The organism is Sulfuricurvum sp. PD_MW2 (assembly GCF_002633015.1).
Lineage (GTDB): Bacteria > Campylobacterota > Campylobacteria > Campylobacterales > Sulfurimonadaceae > Sulfuricurvum.
Genome location: NZ_NSIU01000007.1, coordinates 53,842 through 73,328 on the forward strand (window position 1 = coordinate 53,842; position 19,487 = coordinate 73,328).

General features: G+C 42.2%; 22 protein-coding genes. 9 read left to right on the top strand and 13 right to left on the bottom strand.

All coding sequences use genetic code 11. The annotated features are described in order from the left end of the window. Positions 1-30 precede the first annotated feature (30 nt). The 6 genes from CJD30_RS05065 to CJD30_RS05090 all read right to left on the bottom strand — a co-directional run bounded on the left by CJD30_RS05065 (position 31) and on the right by CJD30_RS05090 (position 5,434). Positions 31-1,251: an NAD(P)/FAD-dependent oxidoreductase gene (locus CJD30_RS05065; protein WP_294916961.1), complete on the bottom strand. Its 1,221-nt coding sequence runs from the start codon at positions 1,249-1,251 to the stop codon at positions 31-33. Between the two features lie 69 nt (positions 1,252-1,320). Then, positions 1,321-2,763 (bottom strand): cytochrome c oxidase accessory protein CcoG, encoded by a 1,443-nt coding sequence (gene ccoG, locus CJD30_RS05070; protein WP_294916963.1) that lies wholly within the window; start codon positions 2,761-2,763, stop codon positions 1,321-1,323. A 13-nt stretch (positions 2,764-2,776) separates the two neighbouring features. Continuing rightward, positions 2,777-3,427 carry a helix-turn-helix domain-containing protein gene (locus CJD30_RS05075; RefSeq protein ID WP_294916965.1) on the bottom strand — a complete coding sequence of 217 codons (651 nt, stop codon included), beginning with the start codon at positions 3,425-3,427 and terminating at the stop codon, positions 2,777-2,779. Positions 3,428-3,517: 90 nt separating this feature from the next. After that, positions 3,518-4,303: a UDP-N-acetylmuramate dehydrogenase gene (locus CJD30_RS05080; RefSeq protein ID WP_294916968.1), complete on the bottom strand. Its 786-nt coding sequence runs from the start codon at positions 4,301-4,303 to the stop codon at positions 3,518-3,520. Beyond that, on the bottom strand, positions 4,300-4,566 hold the full coding sequence (fliQ, locus tag CJD30_RS05085) for a flagellar biosynthesis protein FliQ (RefSeq protein WP_294917026.1): 267 nt from the start codon (positions 4,564-4,566) through the stop codon (positions 4,300-4,302). Before fliQ ends, CJD30_RS05080 begins: the two co-directional genes overlap by 4 nt. Positions 4,567-4,570: 4 nt before the next feature. Then, a complete protein-coding gene (locus CJD30_RS05090) occupies positions 4,571-5,434 on the bottom strand; it encodes a menaquinone biosynthesis family protein (protein WP_294916970.1) in 864 nt (287 codons plus the stop codon). 177 nt (positions 5,435-5,611) lie between these two features. Between CJD30_RS05090 and recA the strand changes: the two genes are divergently transcribed. Genes recA through CJD30_RS05110 form a run of 4 tightly spaced genes read left to right on the top strand, consistent with a single transcriptional unit; the run spans position 5,612 to position 8,823 of the window. Further along, entirely contained in the window at positions 5,612-6,649 is a 1,038-nt protein-coding gene (gene recA, locus CJD30_RS05095) for a recombinase RecA (RefSeq protein WP_294917029.1), read from the top strand. Then, a complete protein-coding gene (gene eno / locus CJD30_RS05100) occupies positions 6,646-7,914 on the top strand; it encodes a phosphopyruvate hydratase (protein ID WP_294916973.1) in 1,269 nt (422 codons plus the stop codon). The genes recA and eno overlap by 4 nt, the downstream gene beginning before the upstream one ends. Further along, positions 7,914-8,201 carry a hypothetical protein gene (locus CJD30_RS05105; protein ID WP_294916976.1) on the top strand — a complete coding sequence of 96 codons (288 nt, stop codon included), beginning with the start codon at positions 7,914-7,916 and terminating at the stop codon, positions 8,199-8,201. Before eno ends, CJD30_RS05105 begins: the two co-directional genes overlap by 1 nt. Further along, the gene (locus tag CJD30_RS05110; RefSeq protein ID WP_294916979.1) at positions 8,185-8,823 is read left to right on the top strand and encodes an AMIN domain-containing protein; all 639 of its coding nucleotides are present in this window, start codon (positions 8,185-8,187) and stop codon (positions 8,821-8,823) included. Before CJD30_RS05105 ends, CJD30_RS05110 begins: the two co-directional genes overlap by 17 nt. 45 nt (positions 8,824-8,868) lie before the next feature. Here the strand turns inward: CJD30_RS05110 and tpx are convergent, their stop codons facing one another. From tpx to CJD30_RS05145, 7 genes are all read right to left on the bottom strand, one after another. Further along, positions 8,869-9,372: a thiol peroxidase gene (gene tpx, locus CJD30_RS05115; protein WP_294916982.1), complete on the bottom strand. Its 504-nt coding sequence runs from the start codon at positions 9,370-9,372 to the stop codon at positions 8,869-8,871. 98 nt (positions 9,373-9,470) lie between these two features. Beyond that, on the bottom strand, positions 9,471-10,448 hold the full coding sequence (gene tsaD / locus CJD30_RS05120; protein WP_294917032.1) for a tRNA (adenosine(37)-N6)-threonylcarbamoyltransferase complex transferase subunit TsaD: 978 nt from the start codon (positions 10,446-10,448) through the stop codon (positions 9,471-9,473). Next, entirely contained in the window at positions 10,445-10,975 is a 531-nt protein-coding gene (locus CJD30_RS05125) for an alpha/beta hydrolase (protein WP_294916984.1), read from the bottom strand. The genes tsaD and CJD30_RS05125 overlap by 4 nt, the downstream gene beginning before the upstream one ends. After that, complete coding sequence (gene dxr, locus CJD30_RS05130) at positions 10,969-12,045, bottom strand: 1-deoxy-D-xylulose-5-phosphate reductoisomerase (protein ID WP_294916986.1); 1,077 nt, start codon at positions 12,043-12,045, stop codon at positions 10,969-10,971. The genes CJD30_RS05125 and dxr overlap by 7 nt, the downstream gene beginning before the upstream one ends. Next, the gene (locus tag CJD30_RS05135) at positions 12,042-12,800 is read right to left on the bottom strand and encodes a phosphatidate cytidylyltransferase (protein WP_294916988.1); all 759 of its coding nucleotides are present in this window, start codon (positions 12,798-12,800) and stop codon (positions 12,042-12,044) included. The genes dxr and CJD30_RS05135 overlap by 4 nt, the downstream gene beginning before the upstream one ends. A 93-nt stretch (positions 12,801-12,893) precedes the next feature. After that, entirely contained in the window at positions 12,894-13,202 is a 309-nt protein-coding gene (locus tag CJD30_RS05140; protein ID WP_294916999.1) for a hypothetical protein, read from the bottom strand. Positions 13,203-13,212: 10 nt separating this feature from the next. Continuing rightward, positions 13,213-14,538: an NFACT family protein gene (locus CJD30_RS05145; RefSeq protein WP_294917001.1), complete on the bottom strand. Its 1,326-nt coding sequence runs from the start codon at positions 14,536-14,538 to the stop codon at positions 13,213-13,215. A gap of 78 nt (positions 14,539-14,616) precedes the next feature. Here CJD30_RS05145 and CJD30_RS05150 point away from each other — a divergent pair, with 78 nt between their 5' ends. From CJD30_RS05150 to CJD30_RS05170, 5 genes are read left to right on the top strand one after another with little or no spacing between them, the layout of a single operon-like run. Next, the gene (locus CJD30_RS05150) at positions 14,617-16,188 is read left to right on the top strand and encodes a methyl-accepting chemotaxis protein (RefSeq protein ID WP_294917003.1); all 1,572 of its coding nucleotides are present in this window, start codon (positions 14,617-14,619) and stop codon (positions 16,186-16,188) included. Between the two features lie 45 nt (positions 16,189-16,233). Continuing rightward, positions 16,234-16,488: a hypothetical protein gene (locus CJD30_RS05155; RefSeq protein ID WP_294917005.1), complete on the top strand. Its 255-nt coding sequence runs from the start codon at positions 16,234-16,236 to the stop codon at positions 16,486-16,488. Then, positions 16,434-18,461 carry a TonB-dependent receptor gene (locus CJD30_RS05160; RefSeq protein ID WP_294917007.1) on the top strand — a complete coding sequence of 676 codons (2,028 nt, stop codon included), beginning with the start codon at positions 16,434-16,436 and terminating at the stop codon, positions 18,459-18,461. Before CJD30_RS05155 ends, CJD30_RS05160 begins: the two co-directional genes overlap by 55 nt. 6 nt (positions 18,462-18,467) lie before the next feature. Beyond that, positions 18,468-19,037: a hypothetical protein gene (locus CJD30_RS05165; protein WP_294917008.1), complete on the top strand. Its 570-nt coding sequence runs from the start codon at positions 18,468-18,470 to the stop codon at positions 19,035-19,037. Then, a complete protein-coding gene (locus tag CJD30_RS05170) occupies positions 19,037-19,465 on the top strand; it encodes a hypothetical protein (RefSeq protein WP_294917010.1) in 429 nt (142 codons plus the stop codon). Before CJD30_RS05165 ends, CJD30_RS05170 begins: the two co-directional genes overlap by 1 nt. Positions 19,466-19,487 lie beyond the last annotated feature (22 nt).

Sequence of the window (19,487 nt, forward strand, 5' to 3'; positions counted from 1 at the left end):
ACACACACATTTATGTACGCTAACAAATATTTACTTTGCTATCTCTTTTCCAGCAATCATACCACTAGCCCACGCAAAGTTAAAATTATAACCACCACGTTTGCCGACAATATCGAGCACTTCACCTGCAAAATAAAGCCCCTCTACGAGTTTTGATTCCATTGTTTTAGGATTTACTTGTATTGTACTGACACCGCCGCCACTCACTTCGGCATGTTTGAATCCATGCGTATCGGTAACGTCAAATTTCCATTCCCCGATCAAGTAGGCAAGTTTTTTGATCTCTTTTGGATTTAGCGTCGATACACGTGCAGAGAGTGCTATTGCTGCATCTTCGAGTAGATAGGTGACAATCTTGGCAGGGAGTAGACCGCATAGGGCATTTTGGATCGTTTGTGTCGGAATGGAAGTAAAGAGTTTTTCAAGTGTATTTGTAAGTGTCTGTCTATCAAATTGCGGTAAAAGATTGAGAGTGAGGCTAACACGCTGTTTGTGAAGTAGTGCGTACGAAGCTTTCTGGCTGATGTCGAGGATTGCCAGTCCTGAAATACCGTAGGATGCAAAGAGGATATCTCCTGTTACTTTCGTGTTACTTTTTCCATCGATAACGAGCGTAACTTCGGCTACCGTTTTTACCCCTGCCATTTTAGGAGCGTGCTTGGAAGAGAGATGGAGCTGCACAAGGCTCGGATAGGTAGGGATAATCTCATGTCCGAAAGAGCGTGCGAATGCGTATCCATCCCCTGCCGCACCAAGTTGAGGAGCGGCTTCAGAACCCGTAGCGATTAAAACGTTATCATAACGGCGTTTGTCATGAGCAGATGCGACAATAAAACCGTTTGAATCTTTTGACAGGGACGTTACGGCACATTCTGTGAGTATTTTCACACCTGCATCGACTATTGCCCCTTTGAGAGAGATTAGAACCGATTTGGCTTCATTGGAGAGAGGGTAACATCTTCCGTCGTCTTTAACATCGAGGAGAAGCCCTATAGAGCTGCAAAAACTCTGAAAATAGTGAAAATTCATCTGTTTGAGTGCATAGGTTACAAATTGAGGATCACTTCCTGCATAATCAGCATGAGTGGCCGTAGTATTGATGATATTGCATCGACCGTTACCGGAAGCCAATATCTTTTTCCCTACGCTGGTATTGTGTTCGTAAAGGGTGACATTTGCACCCGAACGTGCGGCAAAAAGCGCCGCCATAAGTCCTGATGCACCGCCACCGATAATTGCTATATGTTTCATGTTGGTATTGTAGCTAAATGCAAAGGAGTAGAGGAAGGACAAAGAGGGATAGACCCTCTTTGAGTAAGATTATTTAAGCATATCCGCGCGCGGGAATGTAAAGGTAGATTGTCGGAGAACAACCACTTTATCTTTGGCATCAACCGCATACGCTTTGATGGTAATAGGGATAACGGTATCTTTACGATCATCATTGACCAAGAGCTCATCGGTATACAAAACAACAACTTTTTTCTTTACTACACCCGGTTTTACGGTAAACGCTTTTTCAGGTTCAAGAATTTTGATTTTACCTTCCATACCTGCTGGGGCAATAACGTCAAAATAGTACTCATGATCTTCGTTCAGCGTATTTTGGAGCAAGAACGTATACGCGTTATCAACTTGCGTTTTCCCTTCATCAGTGGTGCTGATAGAGTACAAGCGGTTCTCCTTATTGATATTAAGGAGCATATATTCTTTTTTGCTTCCCATCATCGCCAAAATAACGCTGACAATAATCAAAATAGCGGCATAACCCATGATTTTCGGACGGAAATAATGTGTTTTCCCTTTTTGGAATAATGTTTCTTTTTCACTTGACCACTCTACGAGTGTCGGTTTACCGAGATTGCCCATGACTTCTGTACAAGCATCTACACATTCAAGACAGTTGATACACTCAAGTTGCAGCCCTTTACGGATATCGATATGGGTTGGACATACGGTCACGCAGCTTTCACAGGTTGTACATTCGGCATTTGTATTGACTGCAAGAAGATCTTTTTGTTTTGTAAACATCTTCTCTTTGTGTTCGTTATAGATCTCTCCCCCACGGTTTGGATTATAGATAGCCATAACGGTGTCATCATCGTACAATACTGATTGTATACGTGAATACGGGCATACATAGACACAAAAGTTTTCTTTTAGGAAAATGACATCATAAACCAAGAAAAGGACGATACCGATAATTGTTCCCACAAGAACAGTATGTTCCATAGGGTTTTGGATATAAGCGAGAAAATCTTCCGGCGGTACGAAATACCACATTAAATCCGCAGCTGCGATGAATGCCAACCCCGTCCAGAGTAAAAGTGCAACGACGCGTTTGATTTTGTTTTCAGCGAGAGAATAATCCGGCTCTTGTTGTTTGTTTTTAATCCGTTTGCGAAGACCCAAAAGTTTTGTTTCGATCAAATCACGGTAGACGACACGGAAAATCGTTTGAGGACACATCCATCCGCAGAATACACGCCCTCCGAGTACGGTGATACCAAAGATACCGATGAAAAGGATCATCAACAAAAATGGCATCAAATAGAGCTCTTGCATATCGAACTGCACAAACATCAAATGGAGTTTGAGTTTATCAAAGCTCAATAAAAAAAGGTGATTTCCTTCAATTCTAATCCATGGAATGACCAATGCGGCTACGGTCACCAATCCATAGAACCAGTACCGTTTGATCCGCCAAGGAGTCCATCCCGCTAAATATTCTTTCCCTTTTTTGGAAACTGTTTCTTCACTCATTACACGACCTCCATTATATGGTTGATTCATCGACTGGACACCGAATGGTTCCAATCACGGTTGCTTCGGCATCGGCATCGTCTCCGATATTGCTGATACCGCTTACGACTTCTTTGAGTTCACGTGATTCAATATAATCTTTAAGTGAGCTTCGACTCACACCAAGAACACGTGCAATCTCGCTGACACTTTTTCTTTGTTTTAATAATTGGATAATCTCTTCCAAATAAATATCAAATTTTGATGATGATTTGGAGCCTTTAGGACGACCAATCCCTTTTTTGGCATCATCTTGCAGAATTTGGCGCAATTGATCAATGAGACCTAAAACGACCATTGTATCACTTTTGCGATCGATTACGACCCCCGGTTTGACAAAATGGATCGTATTATTATTTTTGAGAAGGCAGCTAAACATTTGGACAACATCTTCAATGTAGCTGCTTAATGTCCATGTATCATAAACGATTAGGGTATCGCCGTCTAATGAACGAAAAAATCGGACAACTTCATGACGATCTGTAAGCCGTTTATTTTGCGAGGTTTGATCTACCATCTCTTCATTGATAGTAAGCTCTTTTTGAGCAGCATAACCGTTGATTAGCTTAAGTTGCTCATAAACACCGTCAAAATCTTTATCGGGACGGATATAACTAACAATCATTGTATGTTGTAATCCTTTACAATATTTTAGTTTCATCGTCATTTTAACGAAGTATGACGACTAAAGTCAATATAAAAGATTATTTTTTCGTCATATGTTTTTATCGATGATAACAACTTCACATTGTAAATCGATGTCAAACTCCCGTTTTATGCGACTTTGTGCTTCATGTATCAATGTAAGTGCGTCATTGTATGTTCCACCGCCGGTATTGACGAGAAAATTGGCATGAACATTACTAAATGACATGGCTCCTTGAAAAAGCCCTTTGAGCCCTACCGCTTCGATAAGTCTCCCCGCGTAGTCGTTTGGCGGGTTTTTAAAACAGCTTCCGGCACTTGGATCACTCGGCTGATTGGATCGCATTTGATTGAACATTTCATAACGATCCTGAGAATAGCCCTGTTTAGCTTCAAACACCGCTTCGAAAACAACTTCATTGATAGAGGTTTTACGATAGCCGTGCTCGATCTCTTCTTTTTTCTTCCATCCGCTTTGTGTCCGTATCGCAATAAGATGGTTGAAAATCTCATACTCTTTGAGCCCTGCATTCATCTTCAGCATCCCGCCGAGTGTTCCGGGGAGTTTTGAGAGATATTCAAAGTGAGCGATATCGTGTTTTTTGCAAAACGAGACGACTCGTCCGCCGGGTGTTGCGGCACCGATATGGAGTCCGTCGGATTCCAGAGCGATAAAATCATACTCTTTAGAGAGGATCATGAGCGGCGGTGGGGTGGGTGAGACAAGAATATTGTTCGCTGCACCTATGATCGTGTGCCCTTGCGGAACAACATCATTTTCGATGAGAGCAACCTCGACGATCGGACCGATACGAAGTGAACTGAATTTTGAAAAATCGATAGTTTTTGATTTCATTGCATAAAGGTTGGTATCATATTAAACATACGGATAGTGAAATCTTGCATTTCGTTCATCATCCAGGGCATGGTGAGGATGATAATGATAACGATACCGATAATTTTAGGGATAAAACTGAGGGTCATCTCATTGATCTGAGTGGTTGCCTGGAAGATACTGACTGCAAGTCCCAAAAACATCCCCACGAGCAATGCGGGTAGAGAGAGGATGAGAGCGATTTTAAACGTTTCGATTCCGAGCCCGATGAGTTCTGACTGCATCATGTTAGCTGTACCTCAATTCGGTATATTCAAGAGGAATCATAAAATCTTTCGGATCAATCTTAGCATCAAAAAATCCGTTTTTATACCCTAGCTCGAATAAGAGTTCAATCGCTTTATATTGTATCTCGCTTAGGGTAATGGACTCATCGTTGGCATAGAGTTCGAGATATTTCTCTAATGTCGGAGCATCGATGCGGACAAGGCTGCGTTCCATCAACATTTTCGAGAGATTCTCTTTGTGATCCCGTGCGATTTGAACCGCTTTGGTCAAAATATTTTCATATTCGATGGCTGAAGTGAGTGGAAGAGAACGTCGTATTGCCATACCGCCTAACGGTAGCGGCAACCCTTCTCCCCCCAGTTCACACCATACATCCCAAAGTTCGCGTTCAACCTCCAATGAATCATCATATCCCAAAATCGATTCATGGATCAATACTCCTGCATCGACAATGCCGTCTAAAACGGCTTGTTCAATCTCTAAAAAATTCATGTAAACAATTTTGGCATCAGGATACGCGATTCGAAATAACAAAGCATTGGTCGTATATTTACCGCTCAAAGCCACTTTGAACCGCTTTTTGAGGATAGTTTCTTTTTTGCGAATCAGTTTTGGGCCGTATCCTTGACCGAAACTGACCGCTGTGCGCAAAAGTGCGTAGTCGTTTCGAATATGGGGATAAAGACCGAAACTGATGGCGGTGATATCATATGTCCCCTTCAGTGCTTCGGTATTGAGTGTCTCGATGTCCAAAGCAATATTGTCAAAGGTCGTATTCTCTTTTGTAACCCATCCGAATTTGATGGCGTAATACATAAAGATATCATCAGCATCGGGGGAGTGGGCAATCACCATATTTTTCACATAAAATCCTATTGTAAACGACAAATCAATTAAATTTTAACCAAATAACGCTAAAATATCTCTATTCCAGAATGCGAATTATTAATATTGCAATTTGTCATATTTTGAATATATATTTCAAATTGTCATATTATGACGCAACTTTAAAACATTTTAGTCTCAGGAGAGCACCGCATGATGGATCCAAATAAACTCAAATCGCTTGAATTGGCGATGAAGCAAATCGATAAAACGTTCGGAAAAGGGACGTTGATGCGTCTTGGGGACAAAGAGATTGAACCTATCAACGCTATCAGCACCGGATCAATCGGGCTCGATTTGGCTCTGGGAATCGGTGGGGTTCCTGAAGGGCGTGTTATCGAAATCTATGGACCGGAGAGTTCAGGGAAAACGACACTCAGTCTGCAAATTACGGCTGAATGTCAAAAAAAAGGGGGAGTCTGCGCATTTATCGATGCGGAGCATGCTCTTGATGTCGGTTACGCCAAAAATCTAGGGGTAGACGTTGAAAACCTTCTCGTCTCTCAACCTGATTACGGCGAACAGGCGCTGGACATTGTCGAAACAATTGTTCGAAGCGGAGCGGTTGATCTGATTGTCGTTGACTCGGTAGCGGCGTTGACCCCGAAAGTTGAGATCGAAGGTGAAATGAACGATCAGCAAGTGGGTGTTCAAGCCCGTTTGATGTCAAAAGCACTTCGTAAATTGACCGGTATATTGCATAAAATGAACTGTACGATTATTTTCATCAACCAAATCCGAATGAAGATCGGAACGATGGGATATGGTTCGCCGGAAACGACAACCGGGGGGAACGCATTGAAATTTTATGCGTCCGTCCGTATTGATGTCCGTAAAATTGCGACTTTGAAACAAGGTGAAAGCCAAATCGGAAACCGTGTAAAGGCGAAAGTAATTAAAAACAAAGTAGCACCGCCATTCCGTCAAGCAGAATTTGATATTATGTTTGGTGAAGGGATATCAAAAGAGGGTGAACTTGTTGATTACGGTGTTAAACTCGATATCATCGATAAAAGCGGTGCATGGTTCAGCTTTGAAGACACCAAGCTCGGTCAAGGGCGTGAGAACGTCAAACAAAAATTTAAAGACGAGCCGGAATTGGCTCGCAAAGTCGAAGAAAAAATTAAATCCGCTATGGGCGTGTCAGGCTTGATAGCAATGGATGAATCTGATATAGGTGAGGTAGACGAATGATTTTTATTGATGAAGTAAGTGCAATCGAAGTAATGGATTCTCGCGGGAACCCAACGGTAAAAGCAACGGTTCAATTGAGTGACGGAACGCGTGAGAGCGCAGTAGTACCAAGCGGTGCAAGTACCGGTAAACGTGAAGCTTTGGAATTGCGTGACGGTGATAACCGTTACATGGGCAAAGGGGTTCTCAAAGCAGTTGAAAACGTCAATACACAAATTGCCGATGCGATTATGGGACTTAGCCCGTACAACCAAGCAATGGTTGATGCGGTGATGAAAGAGATTGACGGAACTGAAAACTACGGAAATCTTGGTGCTAACGCTGTACTGGGCGTATCTATGGCGGTTGCTCGTGCTGCGGCAAAAAGTCTTGGTATCCCATTGTATCGTTACCTTGGCGGTGCAAATGCGATGGTTCTTCCTGTACCGATGCTCAATATCATCAACGGCGGAAGCCATGCCGATAACAGTGTTGATTTCCAAGAGTATATGATTATGCCGGTAGGATTTAATGATTTTTCAGAAGGACTCCGTGCATCCGCTGAAGTCTATCATAACCTCAAAAAAATCCTCAAAGATCGCGGTGCTAACACGGCGCTTGGTGATGAGGGCGGATTTGCACCGGATTTGAGCTCAAATGAAGAGCCGATCCAAGTTATCATGGAAGCGATTGCCAAAGCAGGGTACAAAGCGGGTGAACAAATCGCTATTGCACTTGACGTTGCAGCTTCTGAACTTGTATGTGAGGGTGGATATCGTTTGGATTCAGAAAATCGTACGGTAACTTCTGAGCAATTGGTTGATTATTATGCGGATCTTTGTTCAAAATATCCGATCGTATCGATCGAAGACGGATTGAGTGAAGATGATTGGGCCGGATGGAAAGTATTGACTGAGCGTTTGGGATCAACAGTTCAACTTGTCGGAGATGATTTGTTTGTTACCAATGCTAATATTCTTGCAGAGGGGATCACCAAAGGAATTGCGAATGCAATTTTGATCAAACCGAACCAAATCGGATCAGTATCAGAGACAATGTTAACGGTTCGTCTTGCACAGCGTAACGGTTACAAATGTGTTATGTCACACCGCTCGGGAGAAAGCGAAGATGCATTTATCGCGGATTTTGCGGTAGCATTGAATTGCGGTGAGATTAAAACCGGTTCAACTGCACGCGGTGAACGTACGGCAAAATACAATCGCCTTCTTGAAATCGAAACCGAAGTTATGTACGGTGAATACCTAGGGAATGCCCTTTTTAACTAATGCATCACGATGATCAAGAGCTACTTCATCATGAAGAAAGGGGAGGATTGACCGAACGCTATTTCGGTTTGTCTACCCTGAAATTTTTCATTGCTGTTAGTATTGTTCTTGTTGTCGGCGTGTATATGGGATTTATATTCTTTGGAGACAACTCTCTAAGTGTTCTTTTGGAGCTTGAAGAACATCAAAATTATCTGAGTGATGATATTGAACGGCTAAAAGCCGAAAATGCTTCTTTGCAAAAACAGTATTTTGAGCTAAAAGAGCTTGATGCTGATTCACAATAGTGACTGGGGATGTATGAAATATTCACTTTATCTCTCAATATTGCTTCTCTTGCCTCTTTCGGCGCGTGAAAATCCATTTTTTCCTGCAGATGAATTAAAAAAACAAAAAGTTACTTCAAATATTCCGGATACGCGTCCGCGTATCGGCACTATAAATTATACGTTTCCTGATCAAGCCCGTATACTCAAAGAGGTTACATTTACAATCCAAAATTTGGATGGTAGTTTTGAAGAGAAAAAAGTTCAAATCGATCAAAGTATTGATTGGCACCGCCCTATCACTCTTTCGCAGGGGGGAGCCGTATCACAGCCTGCAGGAGCTAAATCATCCTTTGCAAATTTTGGTTTTGTTCAAGCTTCGACGCAAGGAAAAATTATAACTATTAAGACTTCGGATATACTGACACGTCATTTCGCACTTAGCGATCCGAATCGTATAATTATTGATTTTAAGCATTCGGGGATTTTTAAAAGTGAACAAAAAAGTTTGAATAGCGCTCCCTATTCGAATATAAGCATAGAGAATCATGGTGATTTTGCGCGTGTTACAATCGGGTTGGATGGAAGATACAGCTATGTCCTTAATAATAAAGGCGGCATGATCACAATAACGTGTAATTGATAGATTGCGAGAATGTTTCTCTCCGATTTGGAGAGAATCGAGAGATTATTTTACAGCAGCCAATGCAGCTTCGTAATTTGGTTCTTCAGTAATTTCTGGAACGATCTCTTTGTATGTTACGATACCTTCTTCGTTTACTGCGAAAATTGCACGACATGTTACACCTGCAAGTACTGAACCGCCAAGCAATACACCGTATGCATTTGCGAAATCTTTGTTACGGAAATCTGAACATACTGTCAACTTATCGATACCTTCTGCTTGACAGAAGCGTCCTGCTGCGAATGGTAGGTCCAAAGATACGATAGTCGCTTTAACACCTTCGATTGAAGCCGCTTTAGCATTGAAGTTACGAGTTTCGGTAGCACATACACCAGTATCCAATGAAGGAACAACGATGATAAGTTGTTTTACCCCTTGAGCTCCACCAACAACAACATCACCTAAACCTGCTGAATTAACTACAGTTACCTCTGGCGCTTTGTCTCCAACTTTAACTTCATTTCCGAGAAGTTCTACGTCTGTACCTTTGAATTTAGTAGTTGCCATACTGGCTCCTTATTCTGTATTTTGTTATGTGAGAAGTATATTTTAAATCGGATAATTTAACTCTGAATTATCAAGGAGGCAAATGTGGTTAAGAAAATCTAAAGCTTAGAGCGTGGATTGACAGATACTGACAGGTTTGATTGCATGTGTCCGTATTGGTATGCCTCTATTGCGGCGCGACCGATCATAGCTGCGTTATCAGAGCAGTAGGCTAACTCAGAGAGGAGTAGATTGGCTTTATAATTGGAAAGCAATTTTGTAAGACTTTCACGTAAATAGAGGTTGGCACTTGCCCCTCCGACAATCGCAAAACGTTTTGGCGGGAAAGATTTGAAATATTTTTTTAGTTTTTGAAGCAGATGTTCGGTGGCAACGTGCTGAAACGATGCCGCGATATCAGGGTACACAGAGCTATCATTGGCTTCAATGGCCAGTCGCACCTGATTTTTGAGTCCGGAATAGCTGAATGCGATCAAGGGAGATTGCCACAGCGGAACCGTAAAATCAAAACGGCTTTGATCGCCGGACAATGAAAGTTTCTCAATCAATGGTCCGCCGGGATATCCAAGAGACATCATTTTAGCTACTTTATCAAAGCTTTCGCCATAGCTATCATCCATCGTTGTCGCTACGGTACGCATATCCTCGTAGGAGGTTACTTCGATGACTTGGGTATGACCCCCTGAAACCAATAAAACCGTGATAGGCAATAGAGATTCTTTTTCGATAAAAAGGGAATAAATATGCCCTTTTAGATGATTAATCGGGATGATCGGGATGTTGAGCGCAATACTGAGCGCTTTAGCCATCGTTACCCCTTCAATCAGGGTAACACTAAGACCGGGTTCGTTGGTAACGGCGATCGCTTTGAGTTCATTAAACCAAGGTTCGCATTCTTCTAAAATACGGGGGAGCGCTTCTGCATGAAGACGACTCGCAAGTTCAGGGACAACGCCGCCGTAACGAGAATGGTCAAGCTCTTGAGAAATCTTTTTGTGATAAATGAGTTTTTTTGTCCCAATTTCAGTGATGGCGATCGAACTGTCGTCACACGAACTTTCGATACTCAAGATCATTGCAGCACCCACTCTTTGACCCAAGGCCATTCTCCGTAACCGGATGCTGTATTGATATGGCCGCTGTCCTCTATGACTTTCATATCAACGTTTAATGCTTTTTGTAGAGATGATGCTTCTTCTACATTCATATACGGATCGTTCGTTGACGTGATCAATAAGACCTCTTCGGCGAATAGATTTTTGGGAGCTTCGAGGGGAAAAAAGGTTTTGAGAGTATCGATTTCACATGTCAAATGGGGAGGAGCGACAAGCAAAAGACGTTTTACCGGTGTGATAGTTCCCTCATGGCAAAGATGAAACCAAGCGATATTTGCCAAGGAGTGACAAATGACAACATTGGGGCGAAAATCGGATAGAATCGATTTGATCTGTTTCATCCAGCGGTTTTTACTTGGAAAATGGGGATTATCAAGTAAAGGAAAAGATACCGAGCCGTAATCTTTTGCAATTTCGCCTGCAAGCCATGATTGCCAATGGGGATAATCACTTCCACCCCAACCGTGAAGGATAAGGACTTTTAACATGCATACCCTTCTATAAAACGGCGCACTTCAGCATCGAGTGCAAAAACAGCATCTACCGATTCTGGGGCATGATGAAAGGTTTCATAGGCGTGCAGAATCAGTTTAGAAATGTCAATAAAACGGATATCGCCCTCTACGAAACGTTTGATTGCCGCTTCATTTGCAGCATTGACAATAACCCCGCGCGACGGATTGCGTAAGAGATCGGTTTTGATCTCCCAAACCGGATAACGAGAAGTTTCTATTTCACGAAATTCTAAAGCACCGATGCGAGTCAGATCGATACGATCGACAATCGGAGTATCGACGTGACCCATAAGTGCGTACGCAATCGGAAGACGCATATCTGCATGTGCAAAGTGGGCGGTTGATGAGCCGTCTTTATAATCGATCAGGGCATGGATTAATGATTTGGTTTCGATTAAGGCGTCGTATTCTCCCTCTCCGAAAAGCCAGCGTGCTTCGAGAAGTTCAAAGAGTTTGTTGACCATTGAGGCACTGTCAATTGTAATCTTTTGTCCCATCGACCAGTTTGGATGTCGTAGGGCATCGGACAACGTCGCCTCAGAGAGTTTTTCTAACGGCCAATCGCGAAATGCTCCGCCGCTGGCCGTAATCATCATTCTATTGATTGCTCTTGGGGTATGGTTCAAATACCATAAGCCGAAATGTTCGCTGTCGATAGGTACGATAGCGGAAGTATCAACAAATGCGCCCCCCACTACCAAAGACTCTTTATTCGCAAGTGCAATATTCTTGCCGCATTCGAGTGCTTTGAGGGTAGGGCGAAATCCTGCAAAACCGACAAGCGCATTGACAACGTGCTGTGAGGAAGAGGATTCGATAGCCTCTAATATGGCTGATTCACCTGATGCGACACAGCTATGATCAACACGTGAACAATCTTCTGCATTCATTACGACAACACGCTTTGGACGGTGTTGTTTTATTTGCTCATTTAAAAGAGGGATGTTGCGGCCTGCAACCAAAGTATCGACGCTGAGATTGAATTGTGTTGCAATATTGAGGGCATTGACCCCTATGGAGCCTGTGGAGCCCAGTAGTATCAAACAAGACCTCTAAGAAGGACCAGCATGATGATGGAAGCAAAAAGATATCCGTCGATACGATCTAAGACCCCGCCATGTCCGGGAAGAATCGAACCGCTATCTTTGACACCCGCTTGACGTTTAAGGTAACTTTCAAACAAGTCGCCGAATACTGCACCGATAGCAGCTGCCATGGAAACGACAATCGCTTGAGTCACATCAACAATGGTGATACCGATGAAAAAACCTGCTGCTGTAGCAACGGCAATACCTCCGTAAACTCCTTCCCGGGTTTTGCTCGGACTGGATACGCTAAAAGGTGTTTTCCCGATACTTCTTCCGACAACGTATGCTCCCACATCCGCTGAAGCCACAACAACAAGGAGCCACAATAATGAGGTGATACCGTACTCTTGATACATGCTCAAAATAAAAAGCATCCCCGCCGTCGGATAGATAAACGGGAGGAAGTTTTTTGGAGGGATGTTTTGGGTATATGCTACTGCAGCTGCGAAGATAAGACCGGCAAGGATAAACAGATCTTCTCCGTACGGATACAGTGCGGCAGCGAGCCATAAAATGGCGGCATATGCGTACAGAGAACTGTTGTTGATACCAAACAAACGAGTAGCCTCATGAAATGCGAGAAGATAAATGATCCCCAAGACGCTCCACATGAGCCAAAAGTTGTTGATCAGTCCGACTGTCAAGATCCCGATAATGAGGAAAACACCGGTAACAATGCGTTCTTGAGTTGAGTTTTTTGCAGTTTGCATAGTGTGATGAACCAACGGTTTTAAAATTTCGCGATTATACCATTTATTTCATAATAAAGGATGGAAAAAAACAGTGAAATACGCGATTGAATTTTAGACTTTAACATCGAGAATATGGAGCGGTTTGGAAGCTATTTCCGTTTTTTCTTCTTTTTGATGTTTTGGAGAACGTTGCTCTTCTTGTTCGGCTTGTTCTTTCGTGTGCTCGCGATCGGGGTCAACACCATGATTCTCTTCGGGCGGTCGGACATTCTCTATCTCTTGCTTTTCCTCTTGGGCGGCAGTTGCAGCAGCAAGAGCCTGCATTTCGAATCGATTGAGAAGAGCATTTTTTTCACTTGCGACACTTGCCATTTGTTGATTGACGTATATAGCGCTGCCAATCGGACCGATATCTGCCATGAAAACTCCTTTATCCTTTTTCGATATTTAAAGTTTTGTAGTTTGTATAAAGGACATTGGCCCCCTCTTGAACTCTCACTTCTCTTCGGGGAGTATAATCGACCAAATAGCGGCCTTTTTCAAATACGGAAAAATCGACACAGAGTTTTGCCGCAGCTTCGAGAAGACGTTCCGGGAGTTGTTGTTTATCGGTTGTAATGATCACGTGTGCCGAGGGACGATCTTTGAGATGCATCCAGACGTCTTTGGCCTTGGCATTTCGCAAAAGCTCAATATTCCCTTTTTCACTTTTACCCAAAGAAACTTTCACCCCATCGATCCAAAACTCCGCGATTAAGTCGGAGTGTTTTTGTTTGGTTGCTATCGATTTTGGAGGAAAAAGCAGAGCGATCTCTTCGGGAGATTTGGCTTCAGTTATCGTTTGTATAAAAAGCTCTAAATGGCGGATTTTGCCTTCAAGATTCGAACGTTCCAAATGCAGTCCGATCGATTTTTGTTTTGCTTTTTTCGAGCGTTTGAAAAAATACTCGGCACAACCGGCGGCTGTGTCACATCCAGAAGGCAAGAGAATCGTTTTTTGTGTTCCATCAAAATCTGAGATCAGAGCCGTAGCATGGTACGGTTTGATACTATCAAGATTTGCCAGGATCAGATGGCCTGAATATTGAAGTTTTTCCGATTCTTCCATCAGGGACACTTCATTATCTAGATCCTGCAAATGTTTTTGCAATTGAGTTAATCGTTTCGATAAAAGGGCTTTTTTTTCTTGTTTTAAATGATTGAGTTTCTCATTGCTGCGATTCAAAAACTGACCGATGAGATACTCACGGACATTCTCCAGTGGGTATTCCTTTGGCTCATACGGTGGAGATGGGAGGTCTCCTAGCTTTTGGCCGACCCGTACGGACCGAGACGAGATATTCTCGTCAATATGACGCAACGCTTCCAAAACAATGTCATCTTTATCCAAAAGGATGGCATTGGTGTGTTTCCCGGTGAATTCAAGCTGTAAAATAGTGGTTTCAGACTTATAAGAACCGTTCGTGGTTGTGGTAATACGGATGATTTTATCGTTATTGTGAAGAGTGATGGATTGAATGGTTGAACGGTTGAGCCTTTTGGCTAATAAAACATCAAACGGGGCTTGATAGATTTTTCCGCGATTGGGAAATTCACCGATAGTAATAGCTGAATTTCCTCGTGCCATTTCAAAATTCCAGCTATTATCACGGTCAAAAACCAATTTGAGTGTTGTATCGTTAGCACGGTAAGCAACGGTGATATGATCGAGCTGCTGCATGTACTCAACAATTTGCTTTAAATAAGAAAATCTCATAATTTTACCTTCGATTTAGAAAAAGAAAACTACAATAAGGTCACATTTTAGTCACATTTACAACACAAGGTTGCCTTTATGAATGTCTTTAATACGATAAAATCAAAGTTTATCGTCAATCTCGTTGCAGGAGTAGGTGCTATTCTTGTAAGTGTCATTGTAGCATACTTCATCGCCGTCGGAACGATCAAGGAGATCATGATCAGTGATCTCAATACCGTTGCCGATGCGTTGGAAAAGAATGTTAACTATATCGCTAACATAGAGCCGAAGGCGTACGAAGAAGAGGGATTTAAATCAGAGATCAAAGAGATCAAAATCGGTAAAAGTGGTTATGTCTATTTTATCAATGCTCAAGGGGTCATGACGATTCATCCAAAAGATGAAGGCAAAAATAAAGCGGGACATGATTATGTCGATCATATCCGATCCGATAAAGCCGGAGGGATTTATGAGTATGTTTCTGCCACAACGGGTCAGGATAAGATAGCGGCCTATCGGTACATTCCGGCATGGGATATGTGGGTTATTCCGGGAATTAACAAAGCCGATTATTTTGAAGAACTTCGTGCAAGCTTCTTTAAATGGTTTATGTTGTTGGGAACTATTTTGACCGCTATTTTGGTCGCGATCAATTATATCTCCGGCATGAGTATTCTCCATCCGATTGAGGAGTTGGATAAAGTTTCGGGTGATCTTGCGCATGGAAACGGAGATTTGACCAAACGTCTTCCAATCCGAAATCAACGCGACGAGATTGGAATTGCCAGCAAGTATTTGAATCAATTTATCGAAAAAATTCAAACAACGATCAATGATACCAAACAGATCACCGATTCAGTCGTTGGTTCCACTTCTTCACTTACCAGTGCAGCGTCCAATCTTTCGACACAGTCTGAGAAAACCAATACAATTGCGCAAAACACAAATTCGACGGCATCAGAGATCGGAATATCTCTTGAACAAAGTGTGAATATGGCAAAGATGACATTGGAAAATAGTCGTAGCACTGAAATCGAATTGGGGCATGTTCGCGAAATTGCCACTGCAATTACCAGTGAAATTTACAAAACAACGCAAATGAGCAGTGAGCTAAGCGAGCGCTTCGCACAACTCTCTTCGGATGCGGCGAGTGTCAGCGGGGTTCTTAGTATCATCTCCGATATTGCTGATCAAACCAATCTTTTGGCGTTGAATGCAGCCATTGAAGCAGCACGTGCAGGTGAGCATGGACGAGGGTTTGCAGTTGTTGCCGATGAGGTGCGTAAATTGGCGGAACGTACTCAAAAAAGTTTGACAGAGATTAACTCTACAATTTCGATTGTGATCCAGTCGATTTCAGATTCATCCGATATGATGAATATTAACAGTGAAAATATCGCTCGGCTTGCGGAACGCAGCGAAGAGATTGATTTGAAAATTAATTCGGCTTCGAATGTCTTGCATTCGAATGTCGATGCGAGCCAAAAAAGTGTTCACGAATCTGAAAACATGGCACTCAAAATTCGTGACATTATCCAAAAGGTTTCTGAAATGTCGAATCTTTCTCAAACCAATCAAGAAGATATTCGAAAAATATCGCATATCGCGGGTGATCTTTATCAAGCTGCTAGCAATCTTAATACGCAGCTCGGACAGTTTAAGTCTTAAAATCTCGTTATAATTCGCCTCGCAATTTAACTATGGAGGCGAAGAATGAAAGCACCGAAAGGGTTTGGTAAGGGGTATTTCACCTTAGTCGCAATCCAAGCCTATGCTTCATTTATCCGCCTTCTTCAGAATATTACCCGAATCATTTGGATATGTCCTACCCATCCTATCCATACCTATTCGACAGTCTCCCCTCCAAAACGTGTTCTTCTCTTAACCATTATTACAATACTTCAAGGACACGTATGTACAAACACACCCTATCACTCGTTGCGGTTGCAACACTGGCTGCTTCATTAGAAGCTAACACCCTTCAGCTCAAACCGATCTCTATTACATCCAATGCCATTGAAACGGATGAACTCCGTGCCCCTTATGCGGCTGAAATTTATACGGCTGCTCAAATCGAAGCTTCTCATACGAATAATATTTATGACTTTTTGGCAACACAGAGCTCATTATTAATTGCGCCGACTTATAACAATCCATTTGCACGCCCTATCGATGTGCATGGGTATGGAACTGCGGATACAGGCTATCAGAATATAGTAGTTACTCTCAATGGGAGACGTTTAAACAATGTGGACATGTCTCCTCAGATGCTAGGGTCTATTCCTGTGAGTACGATTGAACGGATAGAGATTCTCAAAGGAGCAGGCTCTGTTGTTTATGGAGACGGTGCAAATGCTGCGGTGATCAACATCATTACAAAACAAGAGACCCAGAATCAATTAACACTTTCTGGGGGGAGCTATCACACGCAGAGTGAATCGCTCTATTTATCGGGTGTCAAAGAGAAATTTTCTTATTCTGTTCATTTAGACCATTTTGATACGGGCGGTATGCGTGATCTCGATTCACAAGGGCTAAACGATTCACAAAAAAGTACGAATGGAGGGATATCTCTCAGTTATCGCCCGAACAACGTAACAGAAGTGTACGGCAGTGCCGACTTTACCCGTAATAACTCTTTGTACGGGGGTACATTGACGTTAGATCAATATCGAACAAACCCTTCGCAACAAGGGAGTGCAGATAATGGATTCGGATATAACTCAAGCCCCATGATGAGTCATGTTTTCAGTAGTCAAGCTGTGACATTAGGTGTAAAACAGATTTTACCTAAAGGGTTCATTTTTGATACATCGGTGGCGCAAGAGATTAAATCGAATGCATTTGTTAGTACAAGTTTTGATGGCGTATATCCGAATATCAATAATACGTATGTAACTCCATATAACTCTAATTATCTATACCGTCAAATCAATACCAATCTTCGATATGATGGGGAATCTCTGAATGCCATAGTAGGATTTCAAGGAACGCAGGGAAATGTTGATTGGTCGCGAGGTGTACACTCACAAAAGAGTAACAGCGCACTATTCATCTCCGGCGAATATCAAAATGGAAACAGCCTTTATACCATTGGAGGACGTTATGAAAAAGCGTTTTATCAGTACGAAGATAATGTTACCCCTTTGACAAAAACGGATCAAGCGCTTTATGCGTATGAAATGGGGTATTCACATCTCTTGGATGCGGAGCAATCTTTGTTCGTTCATTATGGACATGCATTTCAATTCCCTGATTTGGATCGGATTACATTAGTCGATTTTACATGGCCGTACACAGACCCTACCCGATTTAACGGTTTTTTAAATCCTATGAAAACTGATACGTACACGATAGGATATACGAAGATTGATGCACAGACAAAAATTAAAGCATCTTTGTATTATGTACAGCTAAAAGATGAGATCTATTTTTACAGTAACGATTTAGCGTGGATCGCAACGCTCACGTCTAATACGAATATCGAGAAATCTCATAAATACGGGTTGGATTTAAGTTATCTTCGAACTTTGAACGATCAATGGAAAATGGGCTTGGGCTATAACTATGTCAAAGCAATAATTGATGATGAAAAGATTGACGGTAAAGATTTTTCCGGTAATCAACTTCCGGGAGTTTCAAACCACTCGGCCCAGGCAACTCTTACGTATATGCCTAACGAGCATACATCGGTTGCATTGAGTGAAGTATACCGTTCAAAAGCGTATGCACAACTCGATTTTGGAAACGAATTTACGCAAAAACAAGATGCCTACTATTCGACCAATATGATTGTCAATTATGCCAAAGACAATTATGAAGTTTTTGTTACAATCAATAATCTATTCGACCATACAAACGGTGTATGGATCCGAGATAATCAAATTTATCCAGTAGATTTCAAACGGACGGTAAGTGCCGGAATAAAATTTATTTTTTAGGGTAGTATGAAACTCTTTTTTCACCCATATCTTCGGTACAAGTTCTTAAATTCTCTTTTTACCGGGATTGCCGGAGGATCGGTTTTTACGATTTACGGCTCACTCAGCCCTTCGACTTTTTCGGTCGGGGGGATCGTTTTAGCGATAGGATTGATGGGAATGGCATATGCCTATCATCATCTGATGACATTGAAACGTTTTTTTATCCTCTCGTTGGTTGCTGAAGCGGTTATGTTGGTTATGATTGGTTTTTTTCTTATTTTTTCACACTATCAAATAACTGCGTTAGTGGTCTATGCCGCTTATCAGCTCTCTTTTGTGTTTGGGGGTTACTTGGTACGTGCGGAGACCCATTTTGCACAAAAAGCCCGTATTATGGGATGGATTGATATTGTGAAACAGCAAGGATATTTGGGAGGGCTGCTTCTTTCCTATCTGTTTTATAAAGGGCTGGAACACTATAACATTGTTAGTCCATTGACGCAAGTGTATTGGCTTCATTGTATTCTCATTCCGCTTGAAGTAGTGATCATTGCATTCTTGATCAGTGCATTTAAACGACATAGTGATGCATAATGACCTATAAAGAGTGGTTTGATTCTCACGCTGCCAAACACCGTGTTATACTAGAGAAACTTACCAATCTCAGTGATGCTGAGGTGATTGCGTATTTTCGATTCGAAAACATGGTGGAAAAAGAGCGCGATTTCTGTCCTCTCTATGCCGACAATAAAAAATGCCACGATATCTCTTGCCTCAATTGCTATCTCTGTGCCTGCCCCCATTTTCGGTTTAACGATGCAGGAATAGATACCGTTGAGCATCGAATACGTTATAGCCTTTGTTCCATTGATAGTTCTGATGGCGAACGTTTCATCACGGATACGGCGATTCATCAAAACTGTGCAGGGTGTACGGTCCCCCACGATGAAAAATTTATTGCCAAAGTTTTTGATCGTGATTGGAGCAATATTATGAAAAAATCGCCGTTAGGGCATTCATAACAGAGGATATCGCATCGCTGTT

Coding starts and splice junctions, on each gene's coding strand:
- ccoG (WP_294916963.1), bottom strand. CDS start 2,763: ATGAGTGAAGAAACAGTTTCCAAAAAAGGGAAAGAATATTTAGCGGGA.
- eno (WP_294916973.1), top strand. CDS start 6,646: ATGATTTTTATTGATGAAGTAAGTGCAATCGAAGTAATGGATTCTCGC.
- CJD30_RS05075 (WP_294916965.1), bottom strand. CDS start 3,427: ATGATTGTTAGTTATATCCGTCCCGATAAAGATTTTGACGGTGTTTAT.
- CJD30_RS05105 (WP_294916976.1), top strand. CDS start 7,914: ATGCATCACGATGATCAAGAGCTACTTCATCATGAAGAAAGGGGAGGA.
- CJD30_RS05125 (WP_294916984.1), bottom strand. CDS start 10,975: ATGTTAAAAGTCCTTATCCTTCACGGTTGGGGTGGAAGTGATTATCCC.
- CJD30_RS05170 (WP_294917010.1), top strand. CDS start 19,037: ATGACCTATAAAGAGTGGTTTGATTCTCACGCTGCCAAACACCGTGTT.
- CJD30_RS05145 (WP_294917001.1), bottom strand. CDS start 14,538: ATGAGATTTTCTTATTTAAAGCAAATTGTTGAGTACATGCAGCAGCTC.
- fliQ (WP_294917026.1), bottom strand. CDS start 4,566: ATGCAGTCAGAACTCATCGGGCTCGGAATCGAAACGTTTAAAATCGCT.
- tsaD (WP_294917032.1), bottom strand. CDS start 10,448: ATGATCTTGAGTATCGAAAGTTCGTGTGACGACAGTTCGATCGCCATC.
- CJD30_RS05080 (WP_294916968.1), bottom strand. CDS start 4,303: ATGAAATCAAAAACTATCGATTTTTCAAAATTCAGTTCACTTCGTATC.
- CJD30_RS05140 (WP_294916999.1), bottom strand. CDS start 13,202: ATGGCAGATATCGGTCCGATTGGCAGCGCTATATACGTCAATCAACAA.
- CJD30_RS05155 (WP_294917005.1), top strand. CDS start 16,234: ATGAAAGCACCGAAAGGGTTTGGTAAGGGGTATTTCACCTTAGTCGCA.
- CJD30_RS05150 (WP_294917003.1), top strand. CDS start 14,617: ATGAATGTCTTTAATACGATAAAATCAAAGTTTATCGTCAATCTCGTT.
- CJD30_RS05065 (WP_294916961.1), bottom strand. CDS start 1,251: ATGAAACATATAGCAATTATCGGTGGCGGTGCATCAGGACTTATGGCG.
- CJD30_RS05110 (WP_294916979.1), top strand. CDS start 8,185: ATGCTGATTCACAATAGTGACTGGGGATGTATGAAATATTCACTTTAT.
- CJD30_RS05165 (WP_294917008.1), top strand. CDS start 18,468: ATGAAACTCTTTTTTCACCCATATCTTCGGTACAAGTTCTTAAATTCT.
- CJD30_RS05135 (WP_294916988.1), bottom strand. CDS start 12,800: ATGCAAACTGCAAAAAACTCAACTCAAGAACGCATTGTTACCGGTGTT.
- CJD30_RS05160 (WP_294917007.1), top strand. CDS start 16,434: ATGTACAAACACACCCTATCACTCGTTGCGGTTGCAACACTGGCTGCT.
- recA (WP_294917029.1), top strand. CDS start 5,612: ATGGATCCAAATAAACTCAAATCGCTTGAATTGGCGATGAAGCAAATC.
- tpx (WP_294916982.1), bottom strand. CDS start 9,372: ATGGCAACTACTAAATTCAAAGGTACAGACGTAGAACTTCTCGGAAAT.